The organism is Micromonospora sp. NPDC049645 (genome assembly GCF_040675155.1).
Classification (GTDB): domain Bacteria; phylum Actinomycetota; class Actinomycetes; order Mycobacteriales; family Micromonosporaceae; genus Micromonospora.
The window spans coordinates 101,629-119,160 of the sequence record NZ_JBFAOI010000014.1 but is presented as its reverse complement, the minus strand read 5'-3'; the positions used below and the strand labels follow the sequence as shown (position 1 = coordinate 119,160).

General features: G+C 70.4%; 16 protein-coding genes and 1 riboswitch. Of the genes, 7 read left to right on the top strand and 9 right to left on the bottom strand.

Annotation, left to right across the window (positions count from 1 at the left end; translation table 11 throughout):
• Positions 1-25 precede the first annotated feature (25 nt).
• Positions 26-883, top strand: coding sequence for an SDR family oxidoreductase (locus AB0J33_RS25925; protein ID WP_363616809.1), 858 nt, complete (start codon positions 26-28; stop codon positions 881-883).
• A 176-nt stretch (positions 884-1,059) separates the two neighbouring features.
• Positions 1,060-1,509, top strand: coding sequence for a GNAT family N-acetyltransferase (locus AB0J33_RS25920; RefSeq protein WP_363616807.1), 450 nt, complete (start codon positions 1,060-1,062; stop codon positions 1,507-1,509).
• A gap of 22 nt (positions 1,510-1,531) precedes the next feature.
• Here the strand turns inward: AB0J33_RS25920 and AB0J33_RS25915 are convergent, their stop codons facing one another.
• Positions 1,532-2,221 carry a helix-turn-helix domain-containing protein gene (locus AB0J33_RS25915; RefSeq protein WP_363616805.1) on the bottom strand — a complete coding sequence of 230 codons (690 nt, stop codon included), beginning with the start codon at positions 2,219-2,221 and terminating at the stop codon, positions 1,532-1,534.
• Positions 2,222-2,440: 219 nt separating this feature from the next.
• Here AB0J33_RS25915 and AB0J33_RS25910 point away from each other — a divergent pair, with 219 nt between their 5' ends.
• Together AB0J33_RS25910 and AB0J33_RS25905 are read left to right on the top strand one after the other, a co-directional pair.
• Positions 2,441-3,388 (top strand): ion transporter, encoded by a 948-nt coding sequence (locus AB0J33_RS25910; RefSeq protein ID WP_363616803.1) that lies wholly within the window; start codon positions 2,441-2,443, stop codon positions 3,386-3,388.
• A gap of 105 nt (positions 3,389-3,493) precedes the next feature.
• Positions 3,494-3,838, top strand: a complete 345-nt coding sequence (locus AB0J33_RS25905; RefSeq protein WP_363616801.1) for a TraR/DksA C4-type zinc finger protein — start codon at positions 3,494-3,496, stop codon at positions 3,836-3,838.
• 24 nt (positions 3,839-3,862) lie between these two features.
• Here AB0J33_RS25905 and AB0J33_RS25900 read toward each other — a convergent pair whose 3' ends face one another.
• On the bottom strand, positions 3,863-4,360 hold the full coding sequence (locus AB0J33_RS25900) for an N-acetyltransferase family protein (RefSeq protein ID WP_363616799.1): 498 nt from the start codon (positions 4,358-4,360) through the stop codon (positions 3,863-3,865).
• A 142-nt stretch (positions 4,361-4,502) separates the two neighbouring features.
• Entirely contained in the window at positions 4,503-5,768 is a 1,266-nt protein-coding gene (gene eno / locus AB0J33_RS25895) for a phosphopyruvate hydratase (protein ID WP_363616797.1), read from the bottom strand.
• A 118-nt stretch (positions 5,769-5,886) separates the two neighbouring features.
• On the opposite strand from eno, the gene AB0J33_RS25890 reads away from it, so the two are divergent.
• A complete protein-coding gene (locus tag AB0J33_RS25890; protein WP_363616795.1) occupies positions 5,887-6,801 on the top strand; it encodes a MerR family transcriptional regulator in 915 nt (304 codons plus the stop codon).
• On the opposite strand, the gene AB0J33_RS25885 is transcribed toward AB0J33_RS25890, so the two are convergent.
• Positions 6,798-7,793: a ribonucleotide-diphosphate reductase subunit beta gene (locus AB0J33_RS25885; RefSeq protein ID WP_363616900.1), complete on the bottom strand. Its 996-nt coding sequence runs from the start codon at positions 7,791-7,793 to the stop codon at positions 6,798-6,800. The two genes, AB0J33_RS25890 and AB0J33_RS25885, sit on opposite strands and share 4 nt — an antisense overlap.
• Positions 7,794-7,849: 56 nt before the next feature.
• Entirely contained in the window at positions 7,850-10,192 is a 2,343-nt protein-coding gene (locus AB0J33_RS25880) for a ribonucleoside-diphosphate reductase subunit alpha (protein ID WP_363616898.1), read from the bottom strand.
• 192 nt (positions 10,193-10,384) lie between these two features.
• Positions 10,385-10,602: riboswitch (cobalamin riboswitch) on the bottom strand.
• A gap of 430 nt (positions 10,603-11,032) precedes the next feature.
• Between AB0J33_RS25880 and AB0J33_RS25875 the strand changes: the two genes are divergently transcribed.
• Together AB0J33_RS25875 and AB0J33_RS25870 are read left to right on the top strand one after the other, a co-directional pair.
• The gene (locus AB0J33_RS25875) at positions 11,033-12,427 is read left to right on the top strand and encodes an L-fuconate dehydratase (RefSeq protein ID WP_363616793.1); all 1,395 of its coding nucleotides are present in this window, start codon (positions 11,033-11,035) and stop codon (positions 12,425-12,427) included.
• Positions 12,428-12,434: 7 nt separating this feature from the next.
• Positions 12,435-13,142, top strand: coding sequence for a FadR/GntR family transcriptional regulator (locus AB0J33_RS25870; RefSeq protein ID WP_363616791.1), 708 nt, complete (start codon positions 12,435-12,437; stop codon positions 13,140-13,142).
• 94 nt (positions 13,143-13,236) lie between these two features.
• Here AB0J33_RS25870 and AB0J33_RS25865 read toward each other — a convergent pair whose 3' ends face one another.
• The 4 genes from AB0J33_RS25865 to AB0J33_RS25850 form a co-directional block, all read right to left on the bottom strand.
• The gene (locus AB0J33_RS25865) at positions 13,237-14,049 is read right to left on the bottom strand and encodes an ATP-binding cassette domain-containing protein (RefSeq protein ID WP_363616789.1); all 813 of its coding nucleotides are present in this window, start codon (positions 14,047-14,049) and stop codon (positions 13,237-13,239) included.
• A complete protein-coding gene (locus AB0J33_RS25860; RefSeq protein WP_363616787.1) occupies positions 14,049-15,101 on the bottom strand; it encodes an ABC transporter substrate-binding protein in 1,053 nt (350 codons plus the stop codon). The genes AB0J33_RS25865 and AB0J33_RS25860 overlap by 1 nt, the downstream gene beginning before the upstream one ends.
• Before the next feature lie 40 nt (positions 15,102-15,141).
• Complete coding sequence (locus AB0J33_RS25855) at positions 15,142-16,149, bottom strand: ABC transporter permease (protein WP_363616785.1); 1,008 nt, start codon at positions 16,147-16,149, stop codon at positions 15,142-15,144.
• A 321-nt stretch (positions 16,150-16,470) separates the two neighbouring features.
• Complete coding sequence (locus AB0J33_RS25850; protein WP_363616783.1) at positions 16,471-17,349, bottom strand: amidohydrolase family protein; 879 nt, start codon at positions 17,347-17,349, stop codon at positions 16,471-16,473.
• Positions 17,350-17,532: the final 183 nt, after the last annotated feature.

Below are 17,532 nucleotides of genomic sequence, written 5' to 3'. Positions count from 1 at the left end.
TGCCCCCTACCCGTCGGAGGTTCTCATGCCCACGTATGCCGTCACCGGCGCCACCGGCCGGCTGGGCCGCCTGGTGATCGAGCAGCTGCTCGATCACGGCGTGCCCGCCGCCGATGTCGCCGCCATCGTCCGGAATCCGGAGAAGGCCGCGGACCTGGCCGCGCGCGGGGTCGAGATCCGCAAGGCCAACTACGACGACCCGTCCACGCTGCCCGGTGCCGTGGCGGGCGTACGCCGCCTGCTGCTCATCTCCGGCGACGCTCCCGGTCAGCGCGTCGCACAGCACACCGCGGTCATCGACGCCGCCAAGCTCGCCGGGGTCGAGCGCCTGGTCTACACCAGCATCCTCAGGGCCGACACCACCGCGAACCCGCTCGCCCCGGAGCACAAGGCCACCGAGGAGGTCCTGGCCGCGTCCGGTCTGACGTACACCGTGCTGCGCAACAGCTGGTACACCGAGAACTACACCGACCAGCTGCCGCAGTACCTGGGGTCCGGCACGATCCTCGGCGCCACCGGCGGCAGCAGGATCTCCGCCGCGACACGGGCCGACTACGCGGGAGCCGCCGTGGCGGCGCTGACCCGCGAGGAGGACGGCAACGCCGTCTACGAACTGGGCGGCACCGCGTTCACCTTCGACGAACTGGCCGAGGCCGTCACCGAGGTGACCGGCACCACCGTCGTCCACCAGGACATGTCCGCCGCCGAGCTGGCCTCCGCCCTGGAGAACGTCGGCCTGGACGCGGGCACCGCCGGGTTCGTCGCCGCGCTGGATGAGTCGATCGCCAACGGTGAGCTGGTGACCGACAGCGACGACCTCAGCCGGCTGCTCGGCCGCCCGAGCACCCCGCTCCGCGACGCCATCCGGGCCGCGCGGGCCTGACCTGGGGCCCACCGCCGTGGTGGGCGGCGGCGGTCGCCGTCGTCCGCCACGGGGCGCGGCCGGAGACGTATCCTCGACGGCATGGTGAGGCACGTCGACAGCCAGCTCTGCCGGCACACCCGACCGTCACGTCGGCACCCCGCGGTGTCCGACCTGGACACACCGGCGTCGGCACGGTGAGCGCCGAGTTCGTCGTTCGCGCCGCCGTGCCGCAGGACGACCCCGAGCAGGTCTTCGACGTGCTGTGGCAGCTCGCTCCCGGTGACGCGCGGCCGGACGCCTCCCGGCTGATCACCGCCTGGCGGGGCCTGCACGCGCAGGCCGGCCGCCGCCTCCTGCTGGCCGTCGCCGGGGACGCCTTCGTGGGCACCCTGGACACCCTCGTCGCCCCCAACCTCACCCACGGCGCGCGACCGTACATGGTGGTGGAGAACGTGGTGGTCGCGCCCGGATGGCGCCGCCGCGGGGTCGCCCGGGCCCTCATGCTGGCGGCGTTCGAGCAGGCAACGGAGGCCGGCTGCTACAAGGTCCAGTTGGTGTCGAACGCCGCGCGGACCGACGCCCACCGCTTCTACGCGTCCGTCGGATTCGCACAAACCGCTGTCGGTTACCGCCGGTACCTCTGACACCGCCCGCACACCGACCCGGTCAGCCCGCCTCGGTCGGCTCGGCGAGCAGCAGGCCGGTCAGCAGACCCCGCAGGGTCCGCTCGACGAGGTCCGCGCGGGGCGCCGGCCCGGAGGGCCGACTGAACGCCGCGACCAGGTGCGGGTACGCCGCGAGATCGACCCCGGCGAAGCTGAACGCCCCGGCGCCGGCCTCCCGGCGGGCGAAGAGGCTCACCACGCCGGTCATCATCGCGATGGCCTCGAACTTCGCGACGGCGGAACAGCGCACGGGTTCCAGGACCCGGATGCAGTTGTCGAACCAGGCCAGGGTCTCCGGGCCGATGCCGGAGGGCCGGTGGAACACGTCGAGCAGCCACGGATGTGCGCCGAACAGCGCCAACTGCCGGCGGCCCAACAGCACCATGGTGTCCAACCAGTCCCCCTCGGCCTGCGGGTACGGCCGCAGCTCCCGCACGGCCCGGTCGGTCATCAGGTCGAGCAGGTCGTCGCGGGAGGACAGGTAGCGGTAGAGAGATCCGGCGCCGGTGCCGAGCGCCGCGGCCACGGCGCGCATCGACACGGCGGCGAGCCCTTCGGCGTCAGCCAGGGCGATCGCGGCCCCGACGATGGCGTCCCGACTGTGCGTCGGCGCGGGGCCACGACTGCCACGTTCGGGTCTGCTCCAGATCGGCTGCCGGTCGGGGCCGCTGTTGGCGGCTGTGTCACTCACTGATCTACTGTAAACTGCAAACGTCGTTCGCGATTTGATCCCGCCGCAGCTGTCGCACCGGCGGCCGGCAAGTCACGCTGCACGCACCGCGCGGTCGCCCACGGTCATTGATCTTGGCTAGGCTGGTGGCATGCCCGCACACCATCCGCAGCGCCACGACGACGGCCGGAGGTGGGCCCCAGCCACGCTCCCGGCCCGTCCGATCGAGCCAACCGACTGGTGAGCGACGCCCCCGTGCCCGCCCCGCGAGGTGGGCCGCCCACGTCACGCACGCACGGGTCGGGTTGGGCCAAGCGTTGCGACCAACTCGCCCGGTCCCGCCCCTTCGAGATCGCCATCGTGGTGGTCATTCTCGCCAACGGCATCGTCCTCGGCCTGGAGACGTACGAGGACCTGAGCCCGGCGGGCACCGCGCTGCACGGGCTGGAGCTGTTCTTCCGGGCCGTCTTCGTCGTCGAGATCGGCATCCGACTGGCGGCGTACGGCAGGCGTCCGCAGGACTTCTTCCGGCACGGCTGGAACGTGTTCGACTTCGTGGTGATCGCGGCGATCTTCATTCCGGGCCTGCACGGCGACCCCGCCCTGCTGCGGGTCGTACGGGTCGCCCGCATGGTGCGCCTGGTGCGGTTCTCGCCGGGTCTGCGGACCATCGTCTCCGCGCTGTGGCGCAGCCTGCCGGGCGTCACCGGGTTCCTCGCCCTGGCCGTGGTGACGCTCTACGTCTACGGCATGGCCGGTTGGCTGATCTTCGGCAACAGGTACCCGGAGGAGTACGGCGACATCGGCCGATCCCTGCTGACGTTGTTCGTGCTGCTCTCGCTGGAGACGTTGCCGGACCTCATCGAACAGGGCATGGCGATCTCGCCGTGGACGTTGCTCTACTACGTCAGCTACGTGGTCATCACCGTCAACCTGCTGCTCAACATCCTCATCGCGGTCATCGTCAACTCGATGGAGGAGGCCCGCCGGCTGGAGATGACCGAGCGACTGGCCCCCGGGTACGACGAGGACGGCGACGGCGTCCCGGACGAGGTCGACCGGATCGCGCTCACCCAACGGCTCGACGACCTGCGGGCGGTCATCGCCGAGTTGGAACGCGAGTTACGCATCGACCGGGACGACGGCAACGGCCGACCCCACCGGGACAACGCCCACACCAGACGGTGACCCGAGTCGGCGCCGCCTCGTCCGCCTGGGATTCCCGGCCCGACGGGGCGGCGGCGCTCTCCGCCCTGCACCCGCAACGTCAGGTAGCGGTACCGTGGAACGGCGATGACCAGCGACCCGCGTGAGGAACTGCACCGGCTGCGTGCGCAGACCGAGGCGCAGGCCGTCGCGCTGGAGGGCGACCTGCGGAGCCTCTTCGAGGCGTCCCGGTCGTCGAACGCCGATGACGAACACGACCCCGAGGGCAGCACCATCGCCTTCGAACGCGCACAGCTCACCGCCGTCCTCGACGCCACCCGCCGACGCCTGGCCGAGCTGGACGGCGCGCTGCGACGGGTCGACGAGGGCAGCTACGGCGTGTGCGAAGGCTGTGGCCGCCCGATTCCCGGCGAACGGCTCGCCGCCCGCCCGTCAGCACGTACGTGTGTGGCCTGCGCCAGCCGACGGTGACGGCGGCCCTGACCGCCTCATGCGTCAGCCGACGACGGGGCTGCGCCGCTCCAGCAGGACCACGTCACGCCAGCGTCCGTGGTGGCGACCAACCCGCTCGCGTACGCCGATGACCCGGAACCCGGCCCGCTGGTGAAGCGCCAGGCTGGCGGCGTTCTCCGGAAAGACGCCGGACTGGATCGTCCAGATGCCGGCGGACTCGGTGGACGTTATCAGCGCGTCCAGCAGCAGTCGGGCGACGCCACGGCCCTGGGCTCTCGGGTCGACGTAGACGGAGTGTTCCACCACCCCGGCGTAGACCGCGCGGGTCGAGGTCGCCGAGACGGCGACCCAGCCGAGCACCGCCTCACCCGGGTCGACGGCTACGAACCGGTGCCCGCTCAACCGAGCGGCGCTGAACGCCGCCCAGCTCGGCGCGGCGACCTCGAAACTGGCATCACCGGTGTCCAGGCCGGCCTGGTAGATCGCCAGGACCCGGTCGGCGTCGGCGTCGGTCATGGGCCGCACGGTGATGTCGACCATCAGCACGTTCCTTTCCGGCAGGCGACCGCCTGTCTCGGTGTCGAGGTGTCTACGTCGCAGAGGTTGAGAGCTGAACGCTCCGCCCCCCCCTGATTGCACAGCGGCCGCTCGTCGGCCGAGGTACTGCTACCGGGCAAGGACCCTAACGGGCCCCGGCGTAGACAGCGCGGTCGCCGAGTTCCTCCTCGATGCGGATGAGCTGGTTGTACTTCGCCGTGCGGTCGGAGCGCGACAGTGAACCGGTCTTGATCTGGCCGCATCCGACGCCCACGGCCAGGTCGGCGATGGTGGTGTCCTCGGTCTCTCCGGACCGGTGCGACATCACCACCCGATACCCCGCCTTGTGCGCGGCGTCCACCGTCGCGAGGGTCTCGGTCAGCGTGCCGATCTGGTTGACCTTGACCAGGATCGCGTTGGCGTAACCGCCGTCGATCCCGTCGCGGAGCCGGTCGACGTCGGTGCAGAAGACGTCGTCGCCAACCAGCTGCACGCGCTCCCCCGCCATCGCCGTCAGCCGCTTCCAGCCGGTGACGTCATCCTCGGCCATCGGGTCCTCGATCGAGCTGATCGGGTAGCGGGAGACGAGGTCGAGCAGGTAGTCGATGTGCTCGTCGACGGTGCGCCGGCGTCCCTCGCCGACGTAGTCGTAGACACCGTCACGGAAGAACTCCGAGCTGGCCGGGTCGAGGCAGATGAGCACGTCGGTCCCGGGCTGGTAGCCGGTGTCCTCGATGGCACGCAGCACGAACCGCAGCGCCTCGTCGGCGCTCGCGACGTTCGGCGCGAAGCCGCCCTCGTCACCGACGTTGGTGTTGTGCCCGGCGGCGGCCAGGGACCCCTTGAGGGTGTGGAAGACCTCCGCGCCCATCCGGACCGCCTCGGCGAAGGTCCGCGCCCCGACCGGGGCGATCATGAACTCCTGGAAGTCGAGCGGATTGTCGGCGTGCACGCCGCCGTTGATGATGTTCATCATCGGCACCGGCAGCAGGCGGGCACCGACGCCACCGACGTATCGGTAGAGCGGCTGCCGGTGGGCCAACGCCGCCGCCTTCGCCGCCGCCAGGGACACCGCGAGGATCGCGTTGGCGCCGAGCCGACCCTTGTCCTTCGCACCGTCGAGGTCGATCATCGTCTCGTCGATCAGGGCCTGGTCCTCCGCGTCGAGTCCGGTCACCGCGTCGGCGATCTCGCCGTTCACCGCGGCGACCGCCGTCGTGACGCCCTTGCCGTGGAAGCGCGTCGGGTCCCCGTCGCGCACCTCGACCGCCTCGTTCGCCCCGGTCGACGCACCGGACGGTACGGCCGCCCGGCCGGTCGACCCGTCGGCGAGGACCACGTCGGCCTCCACCGTCGGGTTGCCCCTGCTGTCGAGGACCTGCCGACCACGCACCCCACTGATTGCCGTCATCACACACTCCCTGCTCAAGCTGCCTTTTCGCAGCCAGACTGGCAGGAAACGGCGGCCCCGGCACCGCGACGATCGACACGTTGACCCGTACCCCGGGGTGCGGGTTTAGGGTCGCGGGATGCGGGTGGGTGAGTTGGCACGGCGGACCGGAACGACGGTCCGGGCACTGCGGTACTACGAGTCGGCCGGGCTGGTCGTGCCCCGACGGCTGAGCAACGGCTACCGCGAGTACGACCCGATCGCGGTGCGGCTGGTGACCCAGATCCGCGAGTTGATGGCGCTCGGGCTCACCGTCGAGGAGACCCGCCCGTTCGTCGAGTCGATCGCCGGTGGTGCCGACGACACCGACGTGTGCGCGGCGGCGGTGGCCACGTACCGCAGCACCATCACCAACCTGCAGGAACGGATCGGCCGGTTGACGGCGCAGCGGGACGCGCTGGACGCGCGCCTCGACGCCGCCGCGACGCAGGTCGTACCCGGCAGCCACGTGGTCGACGCCGACCCCGCCGCGCTGGTCGGCGTCAGGCTGCCACCGCTGTCCTTCTACGGCACCGACGGCCGCCCGGTCGACCTCGGCACGCTCGGCGCCGGGCGCACGGTCATCTTCGTGTATCCGCTGACCGGCCGACCCGGCGTCGACCTGCCCAACGGGCTGTTGGAGATCCACGGCGCCCGGGGCAGCACCGAGCAGGCCGCCTGGTTCCGCGACCACCACGCGGAACTCCGCGCGGCCGGTGCCGCCCGGGTGTACGGGCTGTCCGCGCAGTCCACCGGGTACCAGCGGGAACTCGCGCACCGGCTGCGGTTGCCCTACCCGCTGATTCCCGACCCGAGGCTCACCCTGGCCGACGCGCTGCGGCTGCCGACCCGCACCGCGGGCGACATGACGCTCTACGAGCGGCTGACCCTGATCGTCGCCGACGGCGAGGTGGAACACGTCTTCCACCCGATCCCGGACCCGGCGTCGCACCCCCTGCACGTGATGCGGTGGCTCACCAAGCGACGCCAGGCCCCCGGATCGGTCGCCGCCTAGAAGTCGTCGTCGAAGGCGACGGCGCCGGTCACCCCGACCTGGTACGCCGACACCCGCCGCTCGAAGAAGTTCGACAGCTCCTGCACGTCCTGCAATTCCATGAAGGCGAACGGGTTGCTCGACCCGTAGTGCGGGGCGATGCCGAGTTGGGCGAGGCGGCGGTCGGCGACGTGCTGGAGATACTCCCGCATGTCGGTCAACGTCAGGCCGGGCACGCCGTGACCCAGCAGGTCCTCGGCGAACTGCACCTCGCACTCGACCGCCTCGGTGAGCATCTGGCGGACCTGCTCGGCGAGGTCGTCGTCGAACAGGTCCGGCTCCTCGGCCCGGACGGTGTCCACGACGTCGAACGCGAACGCCATGTGCATCGACTCGTCCCGGAACACCCAGTTGGTGCCGGAGGCGAGGCCGTGCAGCAGGCCACGCGAGCGCAGGAAGTAGACGTACGCGAACGCGCCGTAGAAGAACAATCCCTCGATGCAGGCGGCGAAGCAGATCAGGTTGAGCAGGAACGCCCGCCGATCCTCCCGGGACCGCAGCTCCCGCAGGTCGTTGAGGGAGTCGATCCAGCGGAAGCAGAACTCGGCTTTACGACGGATCGATGGGATGTTCTCGATGGCGGCGAAGGCCGCGAAGCGCTCCGTCTCGTCGGGCACGTACGTGTCGAGCAGGTTGAGATAGAACTGGACGTGCACGGCCTCCTCGAACAGCTGCCGGGACAGGTAGAGGCGACCCTCGGGGCTGTTGACGTGCTGGTAGAGATTGAGCACCAGGTTGTTGGCGACGATCGTGTCGCCGGTGGCGAAGAACGCCACCAGGCGGCTGACCAGGTGCCGTTCGGCCGGCGACAGCTTGTCCAGGTCGGCGAGGTCGGCGTGCAGGTCGACCTCCTCGACCGTCCAGGTGTTGCGGATCGCGTCGCGGAACCGGTCGAAGAAGTGCGGGTAACGCATCGGACGGAGGGTGAGGTCCATCCCGGGGTCGAGCAGCATGTGCGCGGTCCTCGTGTCGGAGGTGTGGGTGTCGGCGGCGGGGTCGGCGGCGGGCGTCACTGGCAGGCCTCGCACGACTCGGGGTTCTCCAGCGAGCAGGCCAGCGCCTCCGCGTCGACAACGACGGGCGCGACGGCGCTGACGGCGACGGGCGCGACGGCGCTGACGGTGGCCTGCTGGATCCGGGTGGCGGGGCGCGAGCGCAGGTAGTAGGTGGTCTTCAGCCCGGCCTTCCAGGCGTACAGGTACATCGAGGAGAGCTTGCCGATGGTGGGCGAGGCGAGGAACAGGTTCAGCGACTGGGACTGGTCGATGAACGGGGCGCGGGCGGCGGCCAGGTCGATCAGCGCCCGCTGCGGCAGCTCCCAGGCGGTGCGGAACAACTCGCGTACGCCGGCCGGCAGCTCCGCGATGTCCTGCACCGACCCCTCGGCCCGCTTGATCGCCGAGCGAATCCGCTCGGTCCACAGACCACGGGCCTTCAGCTCACGTACCAGCGCGGTGTTGACCTGGAGGAACTCCCCCGACAGGGTCTCGCGCTTGAACAGGTTGGACACCTGCGGCTCGATGCACTCGTAGCACCCGGCGATCGAGGCGATGGTCGCGGTCGGCGCGACCGCCACCAGCAGGGAGTTGCGCAGCCCGTACGCCTCGACCCGCTCACGCAGCGCGTCCCACCGCGCGGTCTGCGTACCCTCGACACCCCACAGGTCGGGTTGCAGCTGGCCCCGCGCGGCCCGGGTCTGCGGGTACGCCGGGTGTGCCCCGAAGTCGCGAGCCAGGTCGGCGGAGGTCTCCAGCGCGGTCAGGTACAGCTCCTCGCTGATCCGGGTGGACAGCTCCCGGGCGGCTGGCGAGTCGAACGGCAGCCGCAGCGCGAAGAAGACGTCCTGGAGCCCCATCAGCCCGAGCCCGACCGGCCGCCAGCGGGGGTTGCTCGCCGCCGCCTGCGCGGTCGGGTAGTAGTTGATGTCGATGACCCGGTCGAGGAAGGTCACCGCCGTCCGCACCGTGGCGCGCAGCCGCTCCCAGTCGACTCCCCCGTCGGTGAGGTGGGCGGCGAGGTTCACCGAACCGAGGTTGCACACGGCGGTCTCGGCGTCGCTGGACACCTCGATGATCTCGGTGCAGAGGTTGGACAGGTGCACCACGTTGCCCGGCTCGGCGGTCTGGTTGCAGAGCCGGTTGGCGGCGTCCTTGAAGGTCATCCACCCGTTGCCGGTCTGGGCGAGGGTCCGCATCATCTTCCCGTACAGCTCCCGGGCCGGGACCTGCCGCACGTAGCGACCCTGCGCCTCGGCCTCCCGGTACGCGGCGTCGAACCGCTCCCCCCACAGGTCGGGTAGTTCGGGCACCGCGTGCGGGTCGAACAGCGACCACATCTCGTCGGCCTCGACCCGGCGCATGAACTCGTCCGGAATCCAGTTGGCCAGGTTGAGGTTGTGGGTGCGCCGGGCGTCCTCGCCGGTGTTGTCCCGCAGTTGCAGGAACTCCTCGATGTCCGGGTGCCACGGCTCCAGGTAGACGCAGGCCGCGCCCTTGCGCCGGCCGCCCTGGTTGACCGCGGCGACGCTCGCGTCCAGCGTCCGCAGCCACGGCACGATCCCGTTGGACTGCCCGTTGGTGCCCCGGATCAGCGCCCCCCGGGAGCGCACCCGGGAGTAGGCGATGCCGATGCCGCCGGCGAACTTGGACAGGTTGGCGACCTGGGCGTACCGCGCATAGATCGAGTCCAGTTCGTCGCGCGGCGAGTCGACCAGGTAGCAGGACGACATCTGGGTGTGCCGGGTGCCGGAGTTGAACAAGGTCGGTGAGCTGGGCAGGTAGGCGAGGCTGGACATCAGCCGGTAGAAGTCGACCGCCTCGTCCGCCGTCCGGGACAGACCGCAGGCCACCCGCAGCAGCCAGTACTGCGGAGTTTCCAGCACCAGTCGGCTGGTGGGGTGGCGCAGCAGGTAGCGGTCGTACACCGTGCGCAGGCCGAAGTACTCGAACCGGCGGTCGCCGTCCGGGTCGACGGCGGCGTCGAGCGTCGCGGCGTGTGCGGCGACGAACGCGGCGGTGTCGTCGCCGATCAGACCCTCGGCGTGACCGACCCGGATCGCCGTGCTGAACGAGGTGGTGCCCTGTCGACGTACCTCCTTGTCGACGTAGCCGGCCAGCAGCCGCGCGGCGAGGCGCGAGTACTGGGGCTCCTCCCCGATCATCTCGGCCGCGGTCTGGATGGACAGCCGGTCCAGCTCGGCCGTCGTCGCGCCGTCGTACAGGCCGCTGATCGTGCGGGTGGCCACCCGCATCGGGTCGACATCGGTCAGGTCGTCGGCCCACCGCTCGACCGCCCGGACGATCTTGTTCACGTCCACGGGTTCGGTGTCGCCGTCGCGCTTGCGGACCTGCATCGGCGTGCGCCGCAGGGCCGCGTCGCCGCTGGTCGGGACTACCTCGGTGACTGTCACCACTCGCTCCTCGGAGTTCGAGACCTGGTGGTCCGGACGCGAGGGGACAGACACCGGCGGACGCCACGCCAGCCAGGCGTGGGTCCAGGTGGCGTCGGCCGTCCCACGCGGCTTCGGACCGCCGCCCACCCGGGTGCGGGTACGCGGCGCGCTGGCAGGTCTTCGGACTCGTGGGCACGACCGGGGTCGCCGGTCTCCTACTGGCCGTCGCTTCCCAGGCCGAGGGGTGGCCCAGTGCTGATGACGGCGGTCGTTCCCACTCACCGCTGCGGGACAGTCCCGGATTTCCACCGGGTTCCCTGTTGCCTCGACCGCGCCGGATGAGCGGCCGAACCAGCTGCGCTCGACACCATATATAGGGACGCAGCCGTTGTCACACCCCACATGTCGGTCTCGGGCGTGTCGGCGGTCGGTTGGTGATGACGATCACCCGAGCCATCGACCCGGCGCGACCCGACCGCGGCCGGGCCGCGGAGACGGGCTTCCCGGCCGGTTTGGACAGTGGACAGAGATGTGACGTATCGAGGTGGCAGCACCGCATACCGGACGCATATGCCACCGTCAATGCTCTCTTACTCGCGTAGAACATCTAATCTTCGGCGACCTCGTTCCCGCGCACTCGGCCGGTCAATTGCCACCACGGCCGGCAAGGCGGATTACCCCGGTGCCAGAAACATCATATGACTATGGGTCCGTGGTGATCGACATCGTTGACGGGCCGAAGCGGCCCTCCGTATACTCCCAGTGATCATCTGATCTTTGGTCGAGCCGGGCGAGGAGCGCATGCCGCAGATCACTGCTGTCACCGTGCAGGACGTCCGCTTCCCCACCTCCCTGACCGCCGACGGCTCCGACGCGATGAACAAGGACGGCGACTACTCCGCGGCCTACGTCGTCCTGCACACCGACGGCGTCGACAGCGTGGGCGCGCCGCTGGAGGGCCACGGCCTGACCTTCACCATCGGTCGAGGCAACGACATCGTCGTGGCGGCGGCGGTCCACCAGGCACAGCGCCTCGTGGGCCTGGACGTGGCGACCATGGCGGCGGACATGGGCGCCCTCTACCGCCTGCTCACCTCCGACTCCCAACTGCGGTGGCTCGGCCCGGAGAAGGGCGTGGTCCACCTGTCGCTGGCGGCCGTGTTGAACGCGTCGTGGGACCTGGTCGCGCGGGCCGCCGACAAGCCGCTGTGGCGGCTGCTCGTCGACATGTCCCCGGAGCAACTCGTCGACATCGCGGACCTGCGCTACCTGTCCGACGCGCTCACCCGGGACGAGGCGCTGGCCATCCTGCGCGCCAAGGAGAGCACGAAGGCCGACCGACTCGCCGAGCTGGACCGGACCGGCTACCCCGCCTACACCACCTCGGCGGGCTGGCTCGGCTACGGCGACGACAAGCTGCGCCGGCTGTGCCAGGAGGCGGTGGACTCCGGCTACGGCTACGTCAAGCTCAAGGTGGGCGCCAACCTCGACGACGACATCCGCCGCTGCGGGATCGCGCGGGAGATCCTCGGTCCGGATCGCAACCTGATGATCGACGCCAACCAGGTGTGGGACGTCGGTCAGGCCATCGAGTGGGTCAAGGCCCTGGCCCAGTTCACGCCACTGTGGATCGAGGAGCCGACCAGTCCCGACGACATCCTGGGCCACGCGGCCGTCCGCCGCGCCGTCGCTCCCATCGGCGTCGCCACCGGGGAGCACTGCCACAACCGGGTGATGTTCAAGCAGCTGTTCCAGGCCGGCGCCATCGACTTCTGCCAGCTGGACACCGGCAGGTTGGCCAGCATCAACGAGATCGTCGCCGTGCTGCTCCTCGCCGCGAAGTTCGACATCCCGGTCTGCCCCCACGCCGGCGGCGTCGGGCTGTGCGAGATGGTGCAACACGTGTCGGTGCTCGACTACGTCTCGATCTCGGGGGATCTCACCGACCGGGTCACCGAGTTCGTCGACCATCTGCACGAGCACTTCACCGACCCGTGCGTCATCCGGGACACCGGCTCGGGCAGTGGTTACGTCCTGCCGAGCCAGCCCGGCTACTCCACCCGGATGCGCCCCGACTCGGTCGCGCGCTACCGGTTCCCCGACGGCCACTACTGGGCGACGGCAGACCCGACTACCGTGTCATCTCCGGAGCCGTACGTGATCGCGGGTGGGACGGCCACGCCCGCCGGCCGCTAGGGGAGTCATGTCTCGCACCGACGAAGTGGTCAACGGCATCAAGCGGATGATCCTCGAAGGACGGTTCAAGCCCGGAGACCGGCTGCCCATCGAGAAGGACCTCGCCGAATCACTCGGCGTCTCACGCGGATCGTTGCGCGAGGGGATGTCGGCCCTGTCGATCCTCGGCATCGTCAACATCCGCCAGGGCGACGGCACCTACGTCACCAACCTCGACGCGCCGCAGCTGTTGGCCCCGATGGGCTTCGTGGTGGACTTCCAGGGCCAGGGCGACCCACGGCACATCCACACCGTCCGACGCCTGCTGGAGTGCGAGGCCGCCCGCCTCGCGGCGACCAGGATCACCCACGAGGCCCTCGTGCAGGCCGGGGACCTGCTCGACGAGGCGGCCCGGATGGTCGGCCAGTCACCGCAGGACCACGAACGGATCCTCGAGATCGACATCGCCTTCCATCGAATCATCGCCGTCCACGCCGGGAACCCGGTGCTCGTCGGCCTGATCGAGGCATTCGCCGGGCGCACCATACGCGGACGGCTGTGGCGCAGCCTGCACGAGGAGGGCGCGGACCGGCGTACCCATGACGAGCACGTGGCGATCCTGAAGGCTCTGCTGGCCCACGACCCGGAGCGGGCCCGCACCCGGATGGCCAACCACCTAATCGGGGTCGAGGAGTCGTTGCAGGGGCTGCCCGACGACGGCGAGGCCAGCGGCTAGCCCGCACCCTCCCGCGACACGTGCCCCGCATCCGCGCACGGTCCGGCGGTCCCGGGGCGCGCTGACCGGTCGTCGCGCGCGCCCCGGTGCCACCTCACCGCTCGTCGCGCTCCATGCTCCCGGTCATCGCCGCGACCAGGTCGTCGGTGGTGACCTCGTCCGCGCGAAGCCGGGCCGCCCGCCGACCGAGGCGCAGCACCTCGACCCGGTCGGCGATCTCGAGCACCTGCGGCATGTTGTGACTCACCAGCACCACCGACATACCGGCGTCACGGGCCCGTCGGACGACGTCGAGCACCCGCCCGGTCTGCACCACGCCCAGCGCGGCGGTGGGCTCGTCGAGGATGACCACGTTGGTCGCCCAGATGATGGCGCGGGCCACCGCCACGCACTGCCGCTGCCCGCCGGAGAGCATCGCGATCGGGGTGGTGACCCGGGGAATCCGTACGCCCAGCTCGTCGAGGGCGGCGGCGGCGCCCTGCCGCATGGCGCGTTTGTCGAGCAGCCCGAGCCGACCGAGCGGCCCGGAGCGCAGGATCTCCCGGCCGAGATACAGGTTGGCGGCCACGCTGAGGTCGTCGGCGACGGCGAGATCCTGGTAGACGGTCTCCACCCCCGCACGTCGGGCGTCGACCGGGGTGGAGAACTGGACGGGACGACCACCCACCCGGATCTCCCCCTCGTCCGGCAGGTGCACACCGGACAGCGTCTTGATCAGGGTGCTCTTTCCGGCGCCGTTGTCACCGATCAGTGCGACGACCTCGCCACGGTGCACCGTGAAGTCGGCGCCGCGCAATGCCTCGACGTGCCCGAACCGCTTGACGATGCCCCGCGCTTCGAGCACCGGGGGCTCCTCGGACGTCGTCTGCTGAACGCCGTCGGTGGTGGCCGTTGGGGTCGCGCCCATCACTGCACCGGCGGGTTGGCGCAGCTGGGCTCGAGCACCGCCTTGATCTCCGCGGAGTCGATGTTCTCCTTCGTGACGAACGTGACGCCGGTGTCCGCCGACGCCAGCGGCGCCTTGTCCCGGAGGTGCTTGACCATCTTGTCGACCCCGAAGTAGCCCATCTTGAACGGGTTCTGCACGACCAGGGCCGAGATCTGGCCGTTGCGTACCCCGGCGATCTCGTCCGGGGCGGCGTCCCAGCCGATGATCACCACCTTGCCGGACTTGCCCGCGGCCTGGATGGCCTGTGCGGCGCCGAGCACGCTCGGCTCGTTGGCCGCGAAGACGCCGGCGAGGTTGGGGTTGGCGGTGAGGATGTTCTCGGTGACGCGTCGCGCTTCGTTGACGTCGCTGCGGCTCGGCTGCTGGCCGACCAGCTTCAGGTTCGGGTACTGGGTGAGGCCGGCCTTGAAGCCGTCGACCCGCTCGGTGTTGGTCTGCGAGCCGGGCTGGAACTCGACGAGCGCCACCTCGTGGTTGCCGGGGCCGAGTTCGGTGGCGAGCAGCTTCGCCGCCTCGGTGGCCGACGCACGGTTGTCGGTGGCGAACAGGGGCACACTCGACGGCTGGGGGCTGGTGCCGGAGTCGATCATCGCGACCGGAATGTTGGCGCCGAGCGCCTGGTCGGTGGCCGGTGCCAGGGCGCTGGAGTCGGTCGCCGCGTAGACGATGCCGTCGACCTTCTTGGTGACGAAGTTCTGGATCAGGTTGACCTGGCCCTCGACGTCGGTCTCGGTGGTCACCCCGTCCCACTGGACGGTGACGTTTCCCGCGCGCTGGGCGGCGCACTCCGCGCCCGCCTTGACGGTGTTCCAGTAGTCGGCCCCGACCGCCTTGGGCACGACGGCGAGCTTCAACGGACCGCTCGCGTCCTTGGTCGCGCCGTCGCCACCGTCGCGGACCTCGACCCCGCCGCAGGCGCTGAGCAGGGCGGTCGCCGCTGCCGCGGCCAGGATCGCCTGTGCGCGCAGGAGTCGGCCTCGCGTCCGCCGGCTGGTGGTGGTGTGTGCCATGGTGTGTGTCCTTCCTCGTTCGGACTCTCGGAATGGCAGGTCAACCCCGTGATTCCAGCCGCCGGCGGCGGTACTGGTCGAAGTAGACGGCGGCCCAGATGATCACGCCGACGATCACCTGCTGGTAGTGGATGCTGATGTCGAGCAGGACGGCGCCGTTGCGCACCAGGGCGATGAGGAACGCGCCGATGATCGTTCCGACGATGCGGCCCTGTCCGCCGAAGAGGCTGGCTCCGCCGATGACCGCGGCCGCGATGACGTCGAGCTCCAGCGAGATCCCGTAGTTCGGCTGGCCGGAGTTGACCCGGGAGGCGGCGATCATCCCGCCCAGCCCGACCAGCACACCGGCCAGCACGTACACCCCGGTCAGGTGACGCCCGACCCGGATGCCGGAGCGGCGGGCGGCCTCCAGATTGGAGCCCATCGCGTAGGTGTACTGACCGAAACGGGTCTGGGAGAGCAGGAAGGCCACCCCGACGGCGACGAGGACGGTGATCACCACGGCGAACGGGATGCCGATGATCTCCCCGTTGCCGAGCAGTTGGAAGGATCGGGGCAGTCCGTAGACGCCGACCGCTCCGGTGATGATGAAGACGAGCCCGCGGCCCACGGACATCGTTCCCAGCGTCGCGATGAACGGCGGTATCCGGGCCACGGTCACCAGCAGACCGTTCAGCAGCCCGGCCAACGCGCCGACGCCGATCGCGACCACCGTGGCCGCCCAGAGCGGGAAGCCGAGGTCACGCACGACCATCGCTCCGACGACGCCGGCGAGCGCGGCGACCGACCCCACCGACAGGTCGATGCCCTTGGTGATGATGACCATCGTCTGCGCCGTGGCGATGATGGCGATCACCGCGGTCTGCGCCCCGATGTTGAACAGGTTGTCCGCGGTGAGGAAATACGGACTGGCGAAGGTCAACGCGATGAACAGGACGACGAGCGCGGTCGCGGCGGTCAGCTCGGAGACGGCATGGGAGATCCGTTCCCGGAACCAGTCGCTGAGTTCGCCGCGTTGCGTGCCGGCGGTTGCCTCGACGGTACTCATCGTCGGACCTGACCTCCCCAAGCGTGGCGCCGACACGCGACGGGGACCCGCCGACGAGCCAAGCACCTGCGAGCAACCGGACCCACTCGACGGGAAGGGCGGCGTCGTGCCCGCGCGGCCCACCAGATATAGGTCGGATGTTTCCCACGATCAGGCGTTACCTTGCCACGCATTCACGTATGTTGCCAAGGACTTGCGACCATGTTTTGTCATCGTTACCCGCGCACGCCCCGGCATCCGTCCGACCAGCGAACACCCACCGCAGCCCATCGCATGTTATCGATAACATGCTATGTCATCAGGTCGGAAGCCCTCGCGGCGTCACGACGCGGTCAGCCGGTACACCCTGCCTGCGGTCTGCCGCCAGATCGCCGCACGCTCGTGGTCGCTCAACGACCCCAGCAGGCCATCCAGGACGGTGACCCAGCGAACGTACGAGGTGGCGAGCAGGCAGACCGGCCAGTCCGAGCCGAACATCAGCCGGTCCGGGCCGAACACGTCGAGCGCGTGCTCGACGGCGGGCCGCAGGTCGGCCGTCGTCCAGAACCCGCCGTCCACCTCGGTCACCAGACCGGAGAGCTTCGCCGTCGTGTTGGGCTCGGCCGCGAGCGCCCGGAGGTCGCTGGGCCAGTCGCCGAGGTCGGCGCGCCCGAGCGGAGGCTTGCCGAGGTGGTCGAGAACGAACCGCACCTCGGGGAGGTCGCGGACGAGCCGGATGGCCGCCGGCAGCTGACGGGGGCGCACCAGCAGGTCGAAGGCGAGACCAGCGGCCCCCACGGCGGCGATGCCCCGCCGCACGTCGGGGCGGTCGAGATACGTCGGGTCGGGCTCGGACTGCACCAGGTGGCGGATCCCGACCAACCGCTCCCCGCCGCGCGCCGCCCTCAGCCGGTCGAGGCGACGGCCGACCTCGTCGGCGGTGAGGTCGACCCAGCCGACGACCCCGGCGATGAGTGGATCGTCAGCCGCGACGCCGAGCAGCTCGGGCGTCTCCGACCGCACCGCGACGGACTGTACGACCACCGTCTGGGTGACCCCGGCGACCCGGGCCGCCGGGGCGAGTTCGACGGGCGTGAAGTCGTCGTCGATCGCGGCCATGGTGTGCGGGTCGATCCAGGGCTGCGGGTGCCGCGCCCGGACCCAGAGGTGATGGTGCGCGTCGATGATCCCCGCTCGTCGCGCGGCTCCGCCAGCCGTCACCGGACCCCCGTCCTGGCGCTTCACGTCCACCCCACACCCCGCCCGGCACCGGGCCGACCGACGACGTCGACCCGGGCCCACAGAGCCAAACCCGCAGGTTGACCATGTTAGCGGTAACAGGCCAGTGGCAGCTCAAGGAACGCGCGCCCGCCGCGGGCAAAGCATCGAATCTTCATGAATTCA